The following is a 20,002-nucleotide window of genomic DNA, read 5'->3' on the forward strand; positions in this document are numbered from 1 at the left end:
TTTTTACAGTTTCAATAGCTGGTATTCATACGGCGCCAGGGTAATAGCTGTACCCAGCGTTACGGCATTACCGCTCAGCGCATCTTTCCAGGCCAGGGGCTGCAAAGCAGCAGGTACGGTATAGTTCACGGCCCGGTTGCGAAGGTTGGCAATTATCAGCACCTGTTCTGCACCCTGCACTTTTGTAAAAGCACATACATCGCTGGTGCTGTATGTTGTTAAGGCGCCCCGCTTTACTGCTGCGCTGCTGCTACGGAAAGCCAGCACTTTTTTATACGCGGCCGTTACCTCAGGATGTACGCTCCAGTCTATTTTAGCCATGGTAAAGGGAAACAGCAGCCGGTAGGCTGTGGCTACTTCCTGCCCGTTGTAGATCATGGGCACACTTTTCATAAAGGCCGTTACTACAAAGGCTGCCATTGCTCCGTTTATACCACCGAATAATTCAGTGGGCGTACCGTCAGAACCATTTACATCATGGTTGCTGGTATAGCGTACCACACGCTGGCCGGGCGATGCGCTCAGGTACTCACTGGTATTCAGCGTATCAATAGCCGTAACCGGGCGTTCTTTACTATAAATATCCTTTAAAGTATTGAAATAGCTGAATCCGAAATTATAATTGAACCCCAGGGTAAAATTAGCAGTGCGGCCACCCTCTGCCAGCATGATCAGCTTGTGCGTGCTAATACCTCGCAGCGTGTCCATGGCCTGCTTCCAGAAGTCTGTTGGCGGCCCGTCAGCATAATCGCAGCGGAAACCGTCTATGTTAGCCGTCATTACCCAAAATTTCATGGCCTTTATCATGGCTTTGCGCATCTCCGCGTTCTGGTAGTTTAGCTGCGCCACATCGTTCCAGCCCGTGCCAGGCGGACTCATGATGTTACCGCTGCCATCCTGCATATACCAGTCTTTGTGCGCCGTTATCCAGGAATGGTCCCAGGCGGTGTGGTTGGCCACCCAGTCCAGTATTACGCTCATGTTCTGCTGGTGCGCTGCATCTACCAGTGTACGCAGGTCTGCTAGTGTACCAAATTCAGGGTTTATGGTAAAATAGTCCTTTACGCAGTAGGGTGAGTTCAGCGCTTTCAGCTGCCCCACCGGGAACACGGGCATCAGGTACACCACGTTAGCGCCCAGGTCTTTAATGGCATTCAAACGGGCGGTAACCCCGGCAAAATTGCCCTGCTGGCTGAATACGCGCATATTCACCTGGTATATCACTGCATCCTGCGGGTCCGTTACATTGGCAAAAGGGGTTCCATACTGCGCGGCAATGGTCGTATCTGTTACCGGTGGTGTTATGGGTGGTGTATAAGGCGCGGCGGTATCATTTTTACCGCAGGCGCCCAGCATCCAGGAAAAAAGGATCAATGTTAAAGTCACAACTGCCTGCTTCATTATTTAAAAATGTGGTTTCCTAGTTTTTGGTAAGGCTGTAGGTGTACTGGCCTGAAAGGTGCAGGTCCAGCTTAATAGTATAGGTACCATCTTCCGGTACGCTCAGGTTATTAAGGCTGGGTGTGTAGCCCAGGAAAGGGTTATCTGCATATACCAGCTTACCATTGGCGTCTGTACCAAAATCAATAGCCCAGGCATTGTTGGCCCTGAACTTAAAGGAGCCGTTCTTTTTCATCACGGCTGTTACTGTCCATACCTGCGTGGCTGCATCGTAGGCAAGCGGCGTATCATTATTCCAGCCGCCCGGCGTGGCATCGCCAATAATGCCCCAGGTAACTTTGGTGGCCGTCCACTTGTTGGTGTTCAGGTCTGCTGTGAGGTAGTAATAACCACCGGTGGGCACACTCAGGCCCGCAGCATTACCATCGGTGCTGAAGGTACCGTTACCGCCATCCCCGTAATTGGTATGGTCCCAGTCCGGTGAGTTGGTGAACTTAAAATAATAAGGGCCGCCGCTGCCCGGCATATTCACATATCCTTCAAACATACCGGCTTTACCTTCTATGGGCGGAAAGGTGGGCGCCTTGCCGGGGTCCCAGCCCTGGTAGTCGCCCGGTACATACAGGTTAGAGCTAAAGGTAGTAATGGTTAATACCAGGGTGTTGGAATATACCGGCGTTACCGTAGAGGCGGCGCCGTTATACTGCGGCACCTCTGCCTTTATTCTTGCTGCTACCTGGCTGGTAGTGCCGCCCTGCAGGCCCATGGCGCTTAACAGGTTGTTCAGGTCTTTACCCACAAAGCTGTAGCCATTAGGCCGGGTGCCTGCATTAAAGGTTTTGGCCTGGCCCCAGGCATTGGCGCCGGAGGTATCTGAAGGCACATCCAGCTGCAGCGTGTAGGCGGTAACGGTAGCGCCGCCAAAACCGGCTGCTCCCCAGCTGAACTTAAGGGCCGTATCATTCTCCGCAGTCTTGGTAAGCACTACAGTGCTGCTGCTGGCGCTCAGCGCTCCACCGGAAAAGCTGCCGGGCTGCAGCGTAAGCTGTTCTCCATCCTTTTTGCAGGCAGCTGCTAACAGCAGCGCGCAAAGGGCCAGGAGTGTATAACGATAGCTTTTTATACGCATATAATAACTTTTAGAATAAGGGATCAATAATTAGCGTTCTGCACCAGGTTGGTGTTGGAAATAATTTCAGAAGAAGGAATGGGGAATACGTTGTAATGCGCATCAGCCCCCGCGCCACCCGCTACGCCTGCCTTCCAGGGCCACAGGTAGCTGCCGGAGGTAAAGCGGTTAAAACGTACCAGGTCCGTACGGCGAAAACCTTCCCAATACAGCTCCCGCTGCCTTTCGTTAAACACATCCTCCAGTGAAAAGCTGGTCACTTTGCCATTATCATTTTCGTAGGCCCTTGCACGTAAGCGGTTAAAATATTCCAGGGCAGTAGCTTCGCTGCCGCCGCCATTGCGCTTTACCGTCTCTATGTATATGAGGTACATTTCCGCCAGGCGGAATAAAGGAAAGTCCACATTCACCAGCACACCGTTCGGTGAGTAAGGGGTAGTGCCATCACTGTTCACATTATTGAACTTGGTTACACCCAGGCCGGCATTAAAGTTCAGCACATCGTTTATTTCCAGGGAGCCTAAGCCAAACATAGCGCGCTTGTCTGCATTCCCGCTATAATCGCCAAAGGCCTGCGGCAGGTTTTTGGTAGCGCGGTTACCACTCCAGCCGCCGCCGGGTATACCTGCTTTGGCATTGTCCGCTACGTTGGTGCCGTGGCCGGAACAAATGAGAAAGGTAGTGCCGCCATAATTCTGCGAGTGCGTAGCATCGTAGGTAATGGGCAATATCATTTCTGTATTGTTCACATTATTATCCGCCATGAACAGGTTTTTGTAATGCGGCATCAGCACATAGCCGGCATTGATCACCCGTGTGGCATAGGTAATAGCATCCGCATAATGTGCAGTGCCGGTATATATTTCCGCATTCAGGTACATCCGCGCCAGCAGGGCCCAGGCGGCTGCCTGGTCGGCACGGCCGTATTCATTGCCACGCGGCGGTACCAGCTCCCCGTCAATGGCTTTCAGCTCTGTTTCTATGTAGGCGAACAGTTCTGCACGGGAGATCTGTTTCGGAATGAACTTACCAATAGGATCCTGATCTGTTACAAACGGCGGCCTGCCAAAAAGGTCCATCAGCACCCAGTACTGGAACGCGCGTACAAAGCGGGCTTCTGCACGGTAATGTTTAATATCGTCTGCATCTTTACCGCCAATACCGCGGCTGGCCAGCTTCTCATCAGTTGATTCTCGGATGAACTCATTACAGATGGTTATAGAGAACAGGCAGCGGGAGTACAGCGCATTAATAAAAATGTTGCTGGAGGTCCAGTTGAAGTTGTGATAGCTTTGCAGGTTAGCATCGTTCCAGGCGCACTTGGCTTCATCTGTAGTTAGCTCCTGCAGGTTCCAGTAAGCACGCAAAAAATCGGTAGTCCCTGCATCTGTAATACCCGGTACATTCACATCAGAGTTGCCCACACCGGTGCTGCTCACCAGTGAGTAGCTGCCGTATACCTTGGCCAATACCTGTTTGTAGCCCAGGGGGGTGGCATACTGCACATCGGCTATATTGGAATTCAATGGTTTCAGGTTCAGGTCTTTGGCGCAGCCTGTAAATAACACGGCGCCCATAAATACCCAACTAAATATCTTTTTCATATCCGTGATTTAAAAGCATTAAAACTGAAGGTTTGCGCCCAGGCTGAAAGTACGCGGGCGTGGATACAGGGCATTATCTATACCGCCATATATTTCCGGATCAATGCCGGTATATTTGGTAATGGTAAATACATTCTGGCAGGCAGCTGTAACGCGCAGGCCTACACGGTTGCTGATAATATTACCAAAATCGCGCGATAGCGTCAGGTTATCCATTTTCAGGAAAGAAGCATTCTGCACGAAATAATCGGACTGTTGCTGCCCATAGTAAAAGCTGCTCTTTGTTACTTCAGACAGTGTGTTGGCCAGGTAGCCCAGCGTGTTGAACATATTGGCTTTGGAAGCGCCGGTAGCCAGGTTGTTGAACATGTAGTTGCCTACATTGGCGCGCAGCACGGTGCGCAGGCTCCATTTATCATAGCTGAATTCTGTAGTAAAGCCGAATATGAACTTTGGTACCGGCGATTTATAACGGTAAAGGTCTGCCTGGTTTATTTGCCCGTCGTGGTTCACATCTGCATACACGCCTTCAATGGGTTTACCGGCAGCATCATACACCTGGTGGTATACATAAAAGGCGTAAGGGCTGTAGCCCACGCTATGGATCTGCACCGTACCTACCAGTGAACCGGGGTAGGTGGAGTCCCTGGTGGCCGTAAGGTTGGTGATCTTGTTATTGTTATACGCTGCGTTAAACGCCAGGTACCAGGTAAATCTTTTGCCGGTAATAGGTGTAGCTTCTATCTGCACTTCCACCCCTTTATTTTCAATATTACCTACGTTGGTAAGAATGGTGCTGCTAAAGTTGGAGCCTGCAGGAATGGGAATGGTGTTCAGCAGGTCTTTTGTTTTCTTATAATACACATCCACGCTACCGCCAATGCGGTTGTTCAGGAAAGCATAATCTACCCCCGCATTGTAGGTTTTCGTTTGCTCCCATTTAATACCTGCATCATAGGCGGCCGGTGAACCCATGTTATAGAACTTATCGCCTATTTGCACGGTAGATGCGTTGTCGCTGAGCGAATACACACCCAGGTAAGCATAGTTATAAATACCATCCTGGTTGCCAGTAACGCCATAGCTCAGGCGCAGCTTCAGGTCACTCAGGCTTTTGGCCGCTGCAAGGAATTTTTCCTGGTTGGCGCGCCAGGTGAAGGCTACAGAGGGAAAGGTACCCCAGCGGGTCGCCGGTGAAAACCGGGAAGAGCCATCTGTACGCAACGATGCTGCCAGTATGTAACGGCTATTCAGCGTGTAAATTAACCGGCCGTAGTAAGAGATCAGGATATTCTGTGGCTTATCCAGTGGGAAAGTTGGTATGCTGCCGGGAATAGTATCCCCGTTGGCGCGGAAGGCCGGGTAATTGTAGTTGGTGGCTAGGTTATCATAATAACCATAACCTGCCGTTACGTTGAAATTACTTTTGATAGATTCAATGGTCTTGTTATAGTTCAGGAAAAACTCGCCTACCTTATTCCTTATGCGGTTGCCATATTGATTATGCTGCCCGCTGTCCAGGAAGTTCTGTGCAGCATAGGCCGGCACATCTATCTTCCCTTCCCCTTTAGCTACATCATAACCCAGGTTCAGGTTAGCATGCAGCTCCGGCAGAAAATGGAACTTATAATCAAATTGTATGTTGCCATAACTGCGCTGCACATCGCTGTGGTTATTATACAGGTCCAGCAGGGCTACCGGGTTGCGGGGCGCCAGCTTGTTCAGCGTTACCTCACCAGTACCGGCGTCTTTGGCATACCATTCATAGTAGCCGCCGAAGGGCGACTCAGCGGAATGCACCGGCTGCGTAGGATCAAAGTACACTGCGGAGCTTACAGCAGCGGAGTTGGCAAAGCGGCTTTTGTTCACTGCGCCTTTTAAGTTGATGTCGATCTTTAAATGATTATCAAACAGCATAGGCGTTAAGGATACGCCGCCGCTGATGCGCTGCAGGTTATCCGTTTTCAGGATCCCATCCTGGTTCAGGTAACCGAAAGAAAGGCGGTAGGGCATGTTCTTCAGCGCGCCGGCCATGCTCAGGTTATTATCTGTTGCAATAGCGGCCTGGTAAATTTCTTTCTGCCAGTCTGTATTAGCGCTGCCCATCAGGCTTTTAAAAGGCACATTACCAACCAGGCCAGTGCCCAGTGAATCAACCAGCTTACGGAATGCGCCGGCGGAAAGTACATCGGCCTTTTTTGCCAGTGTGGCTACAGATACCTGGGTCGAGAAGCTGAACTGCGGTTTGCCTGCCATTCCTTTTTTAGTGGTGATGAGTATTACGCCGTTGGAAGCCCTGGAACCATAAATAGCCGTGGCAGCGGCATCTTTTAACACGGTAAAGCTGGCAATATCATTCGGGTTCACCAGGCTTAAGGGGCTGGAGGCGCCGTAAATATTCATATTGGCTACCGGCAGTCCGTCAATCACTATCAGTGGATCGTTACTGGCGTTCAGGGAGGCCCCTCCGCGTATGCGTATCACACTGCCGGCGCCGGGCGACCCGCTGTTGGAGGTAATGGATACCCCGGCCACTTTACCGGCAATCAATTGCTCCGGTGTGGTAATGGCGCCTGTTTGAAACTCTTTGGATGTTACGGTGGCTATGGAGCCGGTAAGCTCTTTTTTGCGCGCCGTACCATAACCAATTACTACCACATCGCCCAGCGACTGGGCATTGGGTGTAAGGGTAACGGTAATATCGTTTATGCCGGTAATGCTTACTTCCTGCGTATTAAATCCAATGTAGGATATTACCAGGGTAGCGCTGCCTTCCGGCACCTGCAGCGTAAAACGGCCTGTTTCATTCGTGGTGGTACCGGTAGCGGTGCCTTTTACCTGCACGGTAGCCCCTATTACTGGTCCCTTGGCATTGTCATGCACAAGCCCCGCAAATGTTCTGGTTTGCGCGGCGGCCGTTTGTGCGCACAGCAATACCAGACAAGTTAGCAGCAGCTGAATTGTTCGGATCTTAGTCATACGGTAAGGTGTCAATTATAAAAAGTGGAATCTTTAAATACTGTTTTGTTTCATTGTTCCTTTAGTTGTCCCATCCGGCTATTGGAGGTGGCCGGTCGCCACTGTATAGGTGATCTTGGTTCATAACTGGAATTCGGATTTAGCTTGTAATGTCAAAAGAAAACTTTCCGGGGAAGGCGGCAAATTTATAGCCTTGAAATAAAGAAAATAGACAGCTAAACGGAGAGGAAGGGAAAATTAAGTGCCTGATAGTTAACTGGTTAAAGACACATTAAAATAATAATCATATATATGCCTGAGAAGGAAAAAAGGCCGCTTCAGGCCCCTGAAAATGTGCTTTAAATGGACTTTACCGCCATTACCCTTTTATCAAATTCGTCTTTGGGCACAATGGTGCGGTTACGTATTTTGGTCTTGTAGGCGTAGATGGTTTTAACGGAATATTCCAGGATCTGGGCTATTTTTTCATTCTCTGTAATGCCCATGCGCATCAGGGCATAAATGCGCAGCTCATTATTCAGCAGCTCATCGTTTTTGAGCACTATCTGGTCTTCTTCATTAAACAGCTTATTAAATTCTTCTACAAAGGTGGGGAACAGCTTCAGGAATACTTTGTCAAAGCTTTTCAGCAGGTCTTCCCGCTCATTGCGCATATTAATATTATTGAGCACCATGCGCAGCTCATCGGGTTTGCGGTCGGCTATTTTCTGATCTATGAGGTTTTTGAAGCGTACTATTTTCTCAAAGAATACGGAGCTGATGTTAAAGAAATAGCCAATGTACTCCTCCTTGATCTTATTGGCTTCCCGTAGCTTACCGTTCACATCCTGCAGCTCGGTGTTCAGGCTTTTCAGCGTTTCATTCACATGGTGCAGCTGCTGGTTGGCCTGCTCCAGGTTATTGCGGGCGTCGGAAATAGTTTTCTCCGCCCGTTTCAGCTTGTTGAATTGTTTATAGATCACTACTATCAGCAGCCCCAGTATGATCAGCACCAGCGTGGCAATGAGGGCATAGGTAAGCCATAGCTTGCGTTGCCGTTCAATATAGCTGATCTTGGCGCCCTGTATAATGGGCAGCATAGCGCTCACCTGCATTTTACGCTGCCGGGCGCCGTAAAAGGTGGCATCGTCAATCGCCTTTTCAATGTATATGGAGGCCTGCTCAAAGTCGCCCTCCTCATACAACAGCTGTGCAAGGTTAAAGGTGGCAAAGGTTTCTTTGGTAGAGGACCGGATATCTGCCATGGCGGCCCTTACTTGTGAGTTAATAGCCCCGGCCCGGTCTTTATGCAGCGCATAAATAAAGCTGAGGGTAGAGCTTACAATGGCAAGCTGGTGGTCCGTAAGGCTGGGGCGGTCCAGCAGCGTGCGGAAAAGGGTAAAGGCTTTATCCAGGCTATCCCGTTTCAGGCTTTTAAGGCCGGCATAATACAGGCTTTCAAAAGAATCTGCAGGTATATATACCAGGGCGGAATCAAAGTAATTATTGGCTATTACCTGGTATTTGGCGGTGTAGTTATTATCGTTGTTATAATCTGCCAGGTCGTTATAATAACGGCCCATCAGCAGGTAGTATTCGCCTTTAATGCTGTCTGTTTGCTGCGCAGGGTGCACGGCCTGCAGGTATTCAAAAGCTTCCTTGAACTTACCGGCAGAGAGTAATATGAAGGCCAGCTTATTTTTAGACGCAGCTATCTTAATGCTATCGTTCATGGCAGCGGCCATATTTTCCAGGTTGCTGGCGTAGGTAAAGGCAGAATCAAATTTATATACCTTATACTCCTCATACAGCTGCAGGGTGGCGGCGTATTGCTGCGGCAGGGTTTTAGCCTCCCGGTACAGGGTTTTAATACGGTCTATCCGCTGCAGCTTCTGCCGGTCATAGGTGTCTGCCTGCTGAATGGTCCTGTTCAGCGCCTTCATTAGCGTATCGCTGCCCGATTGAGCTACCGCAGTTATAGGTAGTAAAAGCAATAGTATGTAGCGCAATTGCATACCCTCATGATTATACGAAAAAGCAGGCGGCCCCCATAACGCCTGCGGCTGAATGGACTAAGGTAGGATTTATTTTTTTCCCCCCGGCCTTACAGCTTCAGCGCTACCTTTTCACCGGTTTTTGTGGCTTTATAGATGGCGTCAATGATCTTCAGGTCTTTCACCGCTTCCTCTCCATTTACCGGTACCGGCGGTTGCTGGCCTTCCAGTATAATACCGGCCATTGCATCCATCTGTACGGTTTGATGGGTCATGTGCGGCTGGGTAAGCTCCCCTTTATTGGTACGGCCTTTAATAGGCCCGTAGCCGGTTGAGGGCTGCATTTCTGCAAAACCCTTTTCGCCATTCAGGAAAAAGCGGTCCAGGTTATTCATGCTATAAGTGGAAAGGCAGGAGGCTACCGCACCACTGGGAAAGCCCAGCTGGAACTGTATGGTTTCATCTACGCCTTCTTTAAACTTCACGGGATCTGTTTTGGTTTCCTGGGCAGTTACCCATACCGGTTCTTCACCAACCATGTAGCGCGATCCGTTGATGGCGTAAATACCGATATCCATTAATGAGCCGCCGCCGGCCAGCTGTTTATTCAGCCGCCACTGTGTAGGATCGCCAATGCGGAAACCGCACTGCCCCTGGAAAAACATTATCTTTCCAAATTCACCGGCATTGCGCATACGGATCACTTCCAGCGTTTTGGCCTCAAAGTGCATACGATAACCTACCAGCAGATGTACTTTGGCTTTTTTACAGGCATCTACCATTTCCTGGCCTTCTTTTGCATTCAGCGCCATAGGCTTTTCGCAGATCACGTGTTTGCCTAATGAGGCTACCTTTATCACCTGGTCATGATGCAGGGCGTTGGGCGTGGTGATGTACACCACATCTATCTCCGGGTTATTTTTGATCTGGTCGTACGTTTCATAGTTATAACAGTTCTTCTCAGGAATACCGTATTTGCCCTGCCAGTCTTTAAGCTTGGAGGGCGTGCCGCTGATGGCCCCTACCAGCTTTGCCTTTTTACAATCCTTCATTGCTTCTGCTACGCGGTTGCCATAGCTACCCAGGCCCATGATGGCTACCCGCAGCATAGGGCCGTCATATGATAAAAAGGGCGTTTTTGCCAGGCTGGTAAGTGGTTGCAGCTGAATGGCCAGTGCTGATGCGGCCAGCTGTTGTAAAAAGTTACGGCGTGTATTCATAACGGTGAGTTTGGGTTTGCAGGTTAAAATTTAAGCTGATAGTTCCGTATTTAATAATACGGATTTTACCCGGTTTTTAATAATGCGATACCTATCCGGCCTTTAGATTAAGAATAATTGTTATACCTTTGCCCTCCCTATACCGCTTTTGAGCCTATGAAAAGACTACTACTTTTTATCCCAGTGTTATTGCTGTTATGCCTTAACATGGTGGCACAGAACAAAAAGGCCGCTATTGATTCCCTGGAAAGCCGCTACCAGCGCTGCCTGGCTAAAAGCCAGTACATGTATGGCTGCGCCCTGGAATATTACCGCGACCTGGATAGTATGCTGGACCTGGTGTACCGGCAGTTATACAGCAAGCTGGATACCAGCCGCCGCCAAAACCTGATGGTACAGCAAAGTCTGTGGAAAGAGAAAAAAGAAGCCTACTTTAAATTGCTGGATACCCGCGTGGAAAAGCTGCACAAGAAAACGCTGGCCGGCCTGGACGACCAGGTAATTGCCACCGACCACAAAGCAGCTTATATAAAAGACCGCGTAACAGAGCTGATCAGCCGTTACCCTACTGCTGGTTGATAGCGGGTGTTCAAGAGGCTGCGCTGATAGGAGAGCTTACCGCAGCACAAGTTATACTGCAGAAAGCTTTACTGCTATTATAGCATCAGGGCATACCCAAACTTTGCAGCCAGGCAATACACAATGCAGGCCATGTGTTCAGCACCGCATCCTTTGTACCCAGGCCAAACCCGTGCCCGCCATGGTCATATATCTGCAGGGTAGCCTTTACATGATTTTTGCGCAATGCATCAAAGAACATTAAACTGTTTTCTACCGGCACTACAGTATCATCTGTAGAATGTATTAACAGCGTAGGCGGCGTTTGCGCAGTTACCCTTTCATTTGTGCTTAAAGAATCTGTCATACCCGGCGCAGGGTCTGGTCCCAGCAGCATGTTAGTGCTGCCCGCATGTTTGTAAGGCGGCTTCATGCTGATAACCGGGTACACCAGTATGGCAAAGGCCGGGCGCGTGCTCCATTTCTCCTTTTCATTTGCCGGTTGCAACATCGTAGCCAAACAGGAGGCCAGATGCCCACCCGCTGAAAAGCCGATCACACCGGTTTTTTCCGGGTCAAAACCCCAGTCCGCTGCTTTTGATCTTAGCAGCCGCATAGCGGTAGTTACATCATTATACGCAGCAGGATAGCGGGAGCCGGATTGGCTTTCATCATTTACACGGTAGTGCAGTACAATTGCATCATAACCCTTGCTGGTAAAAAATGCTGCAATATCTTTTCCTTCATGGCCCAGGGCATGGGTTGCATAACCGCCACCAGGGCATATTAAGATGGCAGCGCCATTCTTTTTAGCTGCGCTGTAATGTTCTATAAAAGGAGCGTCGGCAACTTTTTCCCGTCCCCCAATATGCAGGTTGGGCTGATCCGGGTAGAGGTATATTTTTTCCTGGGCTTGCGCAGTGCTAATACTGCAAAGGAGCAATAAAGCCGTAAACGTACGGGCTGCATAGGTTAATGCCGCATACCATCTGTGTTTTATCATAGCTGAGGATTTATAACTGCTATTTTCCGTGTGTAGCGCGGCGTTTGATCATACCGCCCTTGGTATCGTTAATATTATGTTGTACAATAAATGCCTTGCTGTCTATCTTTTCAATTTCATCAATGATCTTATGTACCTCCAGGCGGGTAACCACGGTGTAAATAATATCTATTTCGTTATCTACACTACCGCGCTTACCAAATCCACTTTTGCCTTTATATACTGTTACGCCTTTTTTCAGCTTTAATGTAAGCATTTTACGGATCAACTCACTCTCCGGCGATATAATGGTTAAGGCTATATATTCCTCAAAACCCTGGATAATAAAATCTACTGTTTTGGAAGCGGATAAATAGGTGAGCATGGCGTACATGGCCGTTTCTATATTGATCAGCACTGCAGCCACTCCAAAAATAAGGATGTTGAAGTACATGATCACCTCTCCCATAGACAGCACCGTTTTACGGTTAATGTACAGCGCCAGCACTTCCGTACCATCCAGCACGGCGCCGCCCCGCACGCTCATACCAATACCGGCGCCCAGGAAAAAACCGCCAAAGAGGGCTATGAGCAGCTTATCGCTGGTAATAACCGGTACTTTTATAAATACCAGCGCCGTGGCCAATCCTATAATAGCAGCCAGCGCTTTAATGGTGAAGCTCAGTGAAAGCTGCCGGTAAGCCAGCAGTATAAAGGGAATATTAATAACAATCAGCAGTACGGAAATAGACCAGCCGGTAAGGCGGCTAATGAGCAGGGAAATACCCGTTACGCCACCATCCAAAAACTCATTCGGCAGCAGGAAACCTTTTAAGCCCAGCGCCGCCAGCAATACGCCGATCACGATGAGCACAGCATCCTGCGTATTTTGAACTAACCTTATCCGCGCCAGGCGGGCCTTTCTGGTGGAAGACATGGGTGAATTACGAATTGTCAATTACGAATTACGAATTATGGACCGCGGGCTATTCATATGCACTATTGAAGGTAATAATGATTGAATAATTACAAGGCCGGTATTCATAAATGTTATTTGAAAAATAAATGCAATACGGTTTTTAATAAGGATCAAACAACCAGGGTTCATTATAGGAATAATTACTAGTTATAATCACGAACTACATTTCAAAACCCATCCATCACAGATCTAAAAATATTCATTGGTCAATTCCCATAAATCGATCCACCACAATCCATCTAATTCAACCCATAAATCAATCCATCACACATCTTCCAATTCCCTGTAAACCCAGCCTCCACGCACTACTCAATTCGTAATTATTCATAATTATAATTATTTTCAATGGCATTCATGCCCCGTTTTGCGGGGCGTAATGAATAATTCGTAATTCCCTACATCCTCTCCTGGTGCCTCAGCCATCTTTCGGGGATCTCATTATTACTGGCCAGCAAATAATCACTGTATGCGCAGGGTACAAAATCCTTACCGGGCAGCTGCATCCACCAGCGGCCGGTCTTTTTACTCTTCAGGAACACGGTATCTATATCGCCAAAGGCTATATGAAATTCCCAGAAAGCATCCCTTTCTTCCAGCAGCGCTTCCTTGTTCTTTACAGAGCGGCCGTCCATAAAGTACCACAGCATTTGCGCTATTTGCTTAGCGGTCAGCTGGTCTTTATCCTTTGCCGGGTTATAACCGTAAATGCCGTAGGTGCTAAGCTGCGTGCTCATGCCGGCGTAACGTGACAGCGCACAGGCTTCCTCTCCGCTGAAACCGTTGGGGGAAAGGCTGTTGGCCGGCGCATCCGTATGTTTAATGATGTTAATGTCCAGGCTGAAAAGGTCGGTGTTGCGCAGCACCGGTTCTGCTTCTTCCAGGTTCTCCCGTATCTTACCCAGGCGGTAACAGTCAAAGCGCAGCTTGTCCAGCGTTTCTAACATACGCGGGTGTACGAAATAGCTCTGGAAACCGATATGATTATAGTGTTTGATATAGTTGGGCTGCTCTGTAAGCATATCCATTAAAAAGCCGGTAGCCGGTATCGGGCTTTCTTCCTGCAGATCTATCAGCGCATCGGCTATACTGGCTTCAATTACAAACTCCTGTTTTGCGTAGGCCTGGTATTGCGCAAGGGTAAGATCATGTGAGCCGCCTAATATGATCACCGGTTTTTGCAGCTGCAACAGCTCTCCCAGTACCGTACGCAGCGCGGCATAGGTATCGCCCAGGCTTACGCCCTGCTGCAGGTTGCCCAGGTCGGCTATCTTCACATCTTTATGCCAGTAAAATAATTTATAGAACTCGCTACGTATCAAATCAGGCGCATCTGTACTTTTTTTACCGGGGCCGTTGCCACGGTTCTCACCTACACCCAGCAGAATAATGTCCGCGGCTTCCAGGTCAGGCAGCTCCCCGTCTTCAAATAGATCCGTGATACCGCCTATCTGGGCAATATCAAATTCCTGGTCTTCATTCAGGGAGGCTTTGGAAAGGGGCTGTAAAAAATCATGCAGGTGCGTAAAGTCTGCCATTGCAATAAGTGGTTTGTTTGCCGGCAAACCTACAACAAGATTTTAAAAGTGAGATGATTTTACAATTTTTAAACCGGGAGAAGGTATTGTAATTAAATGAATTGTCCGTGCAGAATTGAAAAAGAAGGCGAATAAGGGGAAATAATTTTAACAAATAGTTAGGAAAAAATTCAAACACACAGCGGGTTACAACAAATCTATTAGTATAAATCTGGGAGAGTAGATCAGGATTTTAGATGTAGGTTAGGAAGTGTGTTAAACAGTTCTAAAATCGTAAATCCGGGATCATAAATAGTATCAGTTCTTGTGCACTACAAATTCAAAAGCGCGTTGCGTTTTCCTGGCAAAAACTTTTTCCAGTACGGAGCGTTTGCTGGTAACGCGGCTCTTGTTGCAATCCACTACTTCCATGACAGCGCAGAGGTATTCCATAGTTTCTACGACGGTCAGCATTTCGCTGATTTGTTTAACAGCGAACTGTATCTGTTGTTCGTTATACCGCTCTTCGTGAAGTAAGATCAGTAAATCCCTTTCTACAGGTTTCATTGAGAAATAAGTTTGACGTTCCCTATAATTTTTCACCAGGGTTTTCAATAAGGCGGATAGGTTAGGTCTTGCTTAAGGTAAGATGGCTCTGTACTTACTTGCTTAGTGGCGAATCACTGATCAATGCATGCGTTTCTTATTCATAGTTGGGCAACCGCAATCATTTTTCTTAAATACACTGCAACCCTGCAATACTAAACTCCCACACAAAAAAAAGATCAACAGCCATTTCATTTGTTTCATACTAATTATAACTAGCTTCTTTAAATTTAAATCCTTTCGTTATAAGAGTTTACCTTTTCTTAACAATACACCTTCTCTAATTTACGCTAAATTCGCAAAAAATTTTAAATTATTTGTCCACAAGCTACGCTTCAAAAAAAATACTGGTAGTACCGCTTGACTGGGGCCTGGGACATGCTACCCGCGACATTCCGCTCATCTACGAAATACTAAACGCTGGCTGCGAGGTTGTTATTGCGGCAGAGGGTAAACATGCCGCTCTTTTACAGCAGGAATTTCCGCAGCTCACCATCCTGCCCCTGCCGGGCTACCGCATCCAGTACGCGCAAAAAGGCTGGTTCTTCGGCTGGAAAATAATGCAGCAGATTCCCAAGATCCTGAAAAGTATCCGCTATGAGCAGCAATGGCTGCAGGAAGTAGTAAAAACCCATGGTATTCAGGGAGTTATTTCAGATAACCGCTTTGGCCTATACCACCCGGATATTCCCTGTGTGTTTATTTCCCACCAGCTGCTGATCAAAACACCCTTTGGCGGGGTTACAGAACGCATTTTACAAAAGCTTAATTATAAATACATTCGCCGGTACAGCGCCTGCTGGATCCCGGATTTTGCGGGGGACAATAATCTTTCCGGTATTTTAGGCCATCCCAAAGAGCTGCCACCCAATACGAGCTATATTGGCTGCCTGAGCCGCTTTCAGCCCCGGGAGGGAGTAAAGCAGCTCTACGATCTGCTGGTGCTCATTTCCGGCCCTGAGCCACAACGTTCTAACCTGGAAAAGCTGATCCTGGAACAAATAAAACAGCTGCCCATCCGCGCCCTTATTGTAAGCGGCAAGCCGGGCACGCCCCATCAGGAACAGATCACGCCTAACGTGCTGCAGGTGAATCATATGAATGCACAGGAGCTGAATGAGGCCATGCTGGCCTCTGGCATGGTGCTGAGCCGTAGTGGTTATACCACGCTGATGGACCTGGCCAAGCTGAATAAAAAAGCGATCCTGGTACCCACACCCGGCCAGTCAGAACAGGTATACTTAGGTGAATACCTGATGGAGAAAGGTTATTTCTACAGCCTGCCGCAGGATAAATTTAACCTGGGCAAAGCCCTGGAAGCCGCTGCCAGCTTTCCTTTCCGCTCTTTCCAGCATGAGCAGGATATGGAGCAGTATAAAGAGGCCGTACGCAAGTTTTTAATGTGCTGATGCATAAATATGCAATGTGCAAATGAAATGCAACGATTGATTGCATTTCATTTGCACATTTTTTATTCAACGACCGATATTTCTGATGCTGGTTTGCAAACATGCAGATGAATACAGCAATTGCACGTCATTTGCGCTTTTGTTATTCAAAAACCAGCATATCAACCCATTCCCTCCCAACTGCGCATCTGCACATTTTCCAACATCTACACATTTTTCGCATCCGCTCCCACATAGATCTTCCCATCCACCACCGCTACCGGCCGTTTCAGGAAAGTATATTCCTGCAATATCAGATCCCGGTAATCTTTTTCCGTTAAGGTCTTTTCATGTAAGCCCATGGGCCGGTACTTTTGACTACGGCGGCTGAACAGCGCTTCATAGCTGCCTGCCAGCTTAGCCATTTCATCCAGCTGGGCCGGGGTAATGTGCTCCGTTTTAATGTCCTGCAATACAAATCCCTTTTTCTGTACGCCCGTTTCTGCAATAATTTTCTTGCAGGTGCTGCAGCTCGACAAATGATACAATTTCTTCATGTTTATCCAGGTATAATTCCCCCTCAAACTTACATCCGCCGTAAAAACTTTCAAACTTTAAACTCCTAACTTTGCACATTACTCAAATTCACGTAGGTTTAGCGCATGCAAAAGAAATTGTTTTTACTGGATGCTATGGCACTCATTTACCGTGCTTATTATGCCCTGATCAGGAATCCACGGTTAACCACGGCCGGCCGTAATACCAACGCGCAGTTTGGTTTTACCACCACCCTGCTGGACCTCATCAATAAAGAAAAGCCCACACATATGGCAGTGGCTTTTGATACCGCAGCACCCACTGAACGGCATACCTCCTTTGAAGCATATAAAGCCAACCGGCAGGAAGCCCCTGAGGATCTTACCGATGCGCTCCCGGACATCAAGCGCATTATTGAAGGCTTTAACATACCCGTAATTGAAGTAGATGGCTATGAGGCGGATGATGTGATAGGCACCCTGGCCTGGCAGGCCGCCAATGTGGGTTACGAAGTATATATGGTAACGCCGGATAAGGATTACGGGCAGCTGGTAAAAGAAAATGTATTCATTTACAAGCCGCCGTACATGGGTAATAAAGAGGAGATCATGGGGCCCAAAGAAATTTGCGCCAAATGGCAGATCACAGATGTGCACCAGGTAATAGATATCCTGGGCCTGATGGGCGATGCGGTGGATAATATTCCCGGTATTGCCGGTATTGGCGAAAAAACCGCCATGAAGCTGCTATCACAATATCATTCCCTGGAAAATGTGCTGGCCAATGCAGATACCATTGGCGGTAAAATGGGAGAGAAGATCAAAGCCGGATCCGCCGACGCCATCATGTCAAAACAGCTGGCTACTATTATTACTGATGTGCCCTGCACTTTTCATGAAGAAGACTTTTGCATCAAGGAACCTAACAAAGAAAAGCTTACGGAAATTTTCACGGAGCTGGAGTTTAAAACCCTGGGTAAAAGGATTTTGGGCGATGGCTTTTCATCAGCCAACGCAGAAGCTCCTCTGCCCGCAAAGCCCCAGCAGCAGGACCTTTTCGGCAATATAGTAGAAGATACCAGCACCCTAGCTGCACGTGAAGAGAATGCAGACAGCGGCATTAATATACTGCTGGCCGATAAGAACATTGATAATACGGAACACACCTACCGCCTGGTAGATACGCCGGAGAAAATAGCGGAGCTCATCGCACATTTACAACAGCAAAAAGAGATCTGTTTTGATACCGAAACCACCGGCACCGATGCCAATGCGGTAGAAATGGTAGGCATGAGCTTTGCCTGCTGCAAACATGAGGGCTGGTATGTACCGGTACCCACCGACCAGCAGGCCACCAAAGCAATCCTGGAAACCTTCCGCCCCTTGTTTGAAAATGAGCAGATCACTTTTGTAGGGCAGAACATTAAGTACGATATGCTGGTGCTGAAATGGTATGGCCTGGAAATTAAAGGCCCCATCTTTGATACCATGCTGGCGCATTACCTGATTGAGCCGGAAGGCCGGCGCGGCATGGATCTGCTGAGCGCACAGTACCTGCAGTACGCACCGGTATCCATTGAAACGCTCATTGGTAAAAAAGGAAAAGGGCAGGGCAACATGCGCGATGTGGAGCTGGAAAAGATCAAGGAATATGCCGCGGAAGATGCCGACATTACCCTGCAGCTAAAAGAAAAATTTGTGCCGCTGCTCACGCAAAAAAGTGTTGACAAAGTTTTTTATGAAGTAGAAAATCCTTTGGTACGCGTGCTTACCGATATGGAGTTTGAAGGCATTGCAGTAAATAACCAAACCCTGGCCGATTATTCCCGCGAGCTGGAAGGCGAAATAAAAAGAGCGGAAGAAAGTGTGTACCAGCAGGCCGGCGTGCGCTTTAACCTGGCATCGCCCAAACAGCTGGGAGAGGTGCTGTTTGAAAAGCTGCAGCTGGATCCCAAAGCCAAGAAAACCCGCACCGGGCAATACGCTACAGGCGAGGATGTGCTGGCAAAACTGTCTGTTAAGCACCAGATCGTGGAAGACATTCTTATTTTCCGCGAGCTAAGCAAGCTGAAATCAACTTACGTTGATGCGTTGCCGTTAATGATCAACAAACGCACCAATCGCATTCATACCTCTTACAACCAGGCCGTAGCCGTAACAGGGCGTTTAAGCTCCAACAACCCTAACCTGCAGAATATTCCCATCCGTACAGACCGTGGCCGCGAAGTGCGTAAAGCGTTTGTACCGCGTAATGAGGAATATGTATTACTCTCTGCCGACTATTCACAGATTGAGCTGCGCATTATTGCCGCCATTAGTGAGGATGCACAGATGATAGATGCTTTTCAGAAAGGGCTGGACATTCACATTGCTACCGCGGCAAAGGTATATGGAGTGGATATGAAAGAGGTAACTTCCGACATGCGCCGCAATGCCAAAAGCGTAAACTTTGGGATCATATACGGGCAAAGCGCCTTTGGCCTGTCTGAAAACCTGGGCATACCCCGTTCAGAAGCCAAAATGCTTATTGATAACTATTTTACCCAGTACCCTTCTATTAAGGAGTACATGGAAAAACAGATCAGCTTTGCGCAGAAGAACGGTTACGTACAAACGCAGCTGGGCCGCAAGCGCTGGCTAAAGGATATTAATTCCTCCAACGCTGTAGTACGCGGTTATGCGGAGCGCAATGCCATTAACATGCCTATACAGGGCACTGCCGCTGATATGATAAAGCTGGCCATGATAGCCGTGCACAATACTTTTAAACAGCATAACCTTAAATCCCGCATGATCTTACAGGTGCATGATGAATTGGTGTTTGATGCCCACCATTCAGAGGTGGAAACCATTAAGCCCCTTATACTGGAATGCATGCGCAATGCCCTGCCCCTGGCCGTTCCGGTAGAAGCGGAAATAGGCGCCGGCAAGAATTGGCTGGAAGCGCATTAGTCAATAATATTTACCACTTATTTATAGAACGCAGCAGGTCATTACCTGTTGCGTTCTTATTTATACAGGTAGGTTTCATAATGATCATGCGCCGGTTAAAAAACTGCATAATACCCGCAGTACAGGTTTACGCAGCAATCCATGGATCAGGGTTTATATTTACCGCTGGGAAAATTCCGCT

At 48.2% G+C, this 20,002-nt stretch carries 14 protein-coding genes; 3 read left to right on the top strand and 11 right to left on the bottom strand.

Annotated features, from left to right (window positions below):
• Positions 1-3: 3 nt before the first annotated feature.
• The 6 genes from BMZ54_RS04420 to BMZ54_RS04445 form a co-directional block, all read right to left on the bottom strand.
• On the bottom strand, positions 4-1,401 hold the full coding sequence (locus BMZ54_RS04420) for an alpha-amylase family glycosyl hydrolase (protein ID WP_089906910.1): 1,398 nt from the start codon (positions 1,399-1,401) through the stop codon (positions 4-6).
• Positions 1,402-1,420: 19 nt separating this feature from the next.
• Positions 1,421-2,530, bottom strand: coding sequence for a SusE domain-containing protein (locus BMZ54_RS04425; protein ID WP_089906911.1), 1,110 nt, complete (start codon positions 2,528-2,530; stop codon positions 1,421-1,423).
• A gap of 23 nt (positions 2,531-2,553) precedes the next feature.
• Complete coding sequence (locus BMZ54_RS04430; protein WP_089906912.1) at positions 2,554-4,134, bottom strand: RagB/SusD family nutrient uptake outer membrane protein; 1,581 nt, start codon at positions 4,132-4,134, stop codon at positions 2,554-2,556.
• 18 nt (positions 4,135-4,152) lie between these two features.
• Positions 4,153-7,113 (bottom strand): SusC/RagA family TonB-linked outer membrane protein, encoded by a 2,961-nt coding sequence (locus BMZ54_RS04435; RefSeq protein WP_089906913.1) that lies wholly within the window; start codon positions 7,111-7,113, stop codon positions 4,153-4,155.
• 338 nt (positions 7,114-7,451) lie between these two features.
• A complete protein-coding gene (locus BMZ54_RS04440) occupies positions 7,452-9,107 on the bottom strand; it encodes a DUF6377 domain-containing protein (RefSeq protein ID WP_143080904.1) in 1,656 nt (551 codons plus the stop codon).
• Positions 9,108-9,196: 89 nt separating this feature from the next.
• Positions 9,197-10,306: a Gfo/Idh/MocA family protein gene (locus BMZ54_RS04445; RefSeq protein ID WP_089906915.1), complete on the bottom strand. Its 1,110-nt coding sequence runs from the start codon at positions 10,304-10,306 to the stop codon at positions 9,197-9,199.
• 156 nt (positions 10,307-10,462) lie between these two features.
• On the opposite strand from BMZ54_RS04445, the gene BMZ54_RS04450 reads away from it, so the two are divergent.
• On the top strand, positions 10,463-10,885 hold the full coding sequence (locus BMZ54_RS04450) for a lysozyme inhibitor LprI family protein (protein ID WP_089906916.1): 423 nt from the start codon (positions 10,463-10,465) through the stop codon (positions 10,883-10,885).
• Positions 10,886-10,970: 85 nt separating this feature from the next.
• Here the strand turns inward: BMZ54_RS04450 and BMZ54_RS04455 are convergent, their stop codons facing one another.
• The 4 genes from BMZ54_RS04455 to BMZ54_RS04470 all read right to left on the bottom strand — a co-directional run bounded on the left by BMZ54_RS04455 (position 10,971) and on the right by BMZ54_RS04470 (position 14,906).
• Positions 10,971-11,867, bottom strand: a complete 897-nt coding sequence (locus tag BMZ54_RS04455) for an alpha/beta hydrolase (protein WP_089906917.1) — start codon at positions 11,865-11,867, stop codon at positions 10,971-10,973.
• A 19-nt stretch (positions 11,868-11,886) separates the two neighbouring features.
• Entirely contained in the window at positions 11,887-12,783 is an 897-nt protein-coding gene (locus BMZ54_RS04460; RefSeq protein WP_089906918.1) for a YitT family protein, read from the bottom strand.
• A gap of 437 nt (positions 12,784-13,220) precedes the next feature.
• Positions 13,221-14,360 (bottom strand): formimidoylglutamase, encoded by a 1,140-nt coding sequence (locus BMZ54_RS04465; protein ID WP_089906919.1) that lies wholly within the window; start codon positions 14,358-14,360, stop codon positions 13,221-13,223.
• A 297-nt stretch (positions 14,361-14,657) separates the two neighbouring features.
• Positions 14,658-14,906: a hypothetical protein gene (locus tag BMZ54_RS04470; protein ID WP_089906920.1), complete on the bottom strand. Its 249-nt coding sequence runs from the start codon at positions 14,904-14,906 to the stop codon at positions 14,658-14,660.
• A 356-nt stretch (positions 14,907-15,262) separates the two neighbouring features.
• On the opposite strand from BMZ54_RS04470, the gene BMZ54_RS04475 reads away from it, so the two are divergent.
• The gene (locus BMZ54_RS04475; RefSeq protein ID WP_089906921.1) at positions 15,263-16,354 is read left to right on the top strand and encodes a glycosyltransferase; all 1,092 of its coding nucleotides are present in this window, start codon (positions 15,263-15,265) and stop codon (positions 16,352-16,354) included.
• 206 nt (positions 16,355-16,560) lie between these two features.
• On the opposite strand, the gene BMZ54_RS04480 is transcribed toward BMZ54_RS04475, so the two are convergent.
• Positions 16,561-16,890, bottom strand: a complete 330-nt coding sequence (locus BMZ54_RS04480; RefSeq protein WP_089908352.1) for an arsenate reductase family protein — start codon at positions 16,888-16,890, stop codon at positions 16,561-16,563.
• A 105-nt stretch (positions 16,891-16,995) separates the two neighbouring features.
• On the opposite strand from BMZ54_RS04480, the gene polA reads away from it, so the two are divergent.
• Positions 16,996-19,821: a DNA polymerase I gene (gene polA, locus BMZ54_RS04485; protein ID WP_089906922.1), complete on the top strand. Its 2,826-nt coding sequence runs from the start codon at positions 16,996-16,998 to the stop codon at positions 19,819-19,821.
• Positions 19,822-20,002: the final 181 nt, after the last annotated feature.

This window comes from Chitinophaga rupis, from assembly GCF_900109685.1.
GTDB lineage: Bacteria > Bacteroidota > Bacteroidia > Chitinophagales > Chitinophagaceae > Chitinophaga > Chitinophaga rupis.

Coding starts and splice junctions, on each gene's coding strand:
- BMZ54_RS04480 (WP_089908352.1), bottom strand. CDS start 16,890: ATGAAGAAATTGTATCATTTGTCGAGCTGCAGCACCTGCAAGAAAATT.
- BMZ54_RS04460 (WP_089906918.1), bottom strand. CDS start 12,783: ATGTCTTCCACCAGAAAGGCCCGCCTGGCGCGGATAAGGTTAGTTCAA.
- BMZ54_RS04470 (WP_089906920.1), bottom strand. CDS start 14,906: ATGAAACCTGTAGAAAGGGATTTACTGATCTTACTTCACGAAGAGCGG.
- BMZ54_RS04450 (WP_089906916.1), top strand. CDS start 10,463: ATGAAAAGACTACTACTTTTTATCCCAGTGTTATTGCTGTTATGCCTT.
- BMZ54_RS04445 (WP_089906915.1), bottom strand. CDS start 10,306: ATGAATACACGCCGTAACTTTTTACAACAGCTGGCCGCATCAGCACTG.
- polA (WP_089906922.1), top strand. CDS start 16,996: ATGCAAAAGAAATTGTTTTTACTGGATGCTATGGCACTCATTTACCGT.
- BMZ54_RS04435 (WP_089906913.1), bottom strand. CDS start 7,113: ATGACTAAGATCCGAACAATTCAGCTGCTGCTAACTTGTCTGGTATTG.
- BMZ54_RS04425 (WP_089906911.1), bottom strand. CDS start 2,530: ATGCGTATAAAAAGCTATCGTTATACACTCCTGGCCCTTTGCGCGCTG.
- BMZ54_RS04420 (WP_089906910.1), bottom strand. CDS start 1,401: ATGAAGCAGGCAGTTGTGACTTTAACATTGATCCTTTTTTCCTGGATG.
- BMZ54_RS04465 (WP_089906919.1), bottom strand. CDS start 14,360: ATGGCAGACTTTACGCACCTGCATGATTTTTTACAGCCCCTTTCCAAA.
- BMZ54_RS04440 (WP_143080904.1), bottom strand. CDS start 9,107: ATGCAATTGCGCTACATACTATTGCTTTTACTACCTATAACTGCGGTA.
- BMZ54_RS04430 (WP_089906912.1), bottom strand. CDS start 4,134: ATGAAAAAGATATTTAGTTGGGTATTTATGGGCGCCGTGTTATTTACA.
- BMZ54_RS04455 (WP_089906917.1), bottom strand. CDS start 11,867: ATGATAAAACACAGATGGTATGCGGCATTAACCTATGCAGCCCGTACG.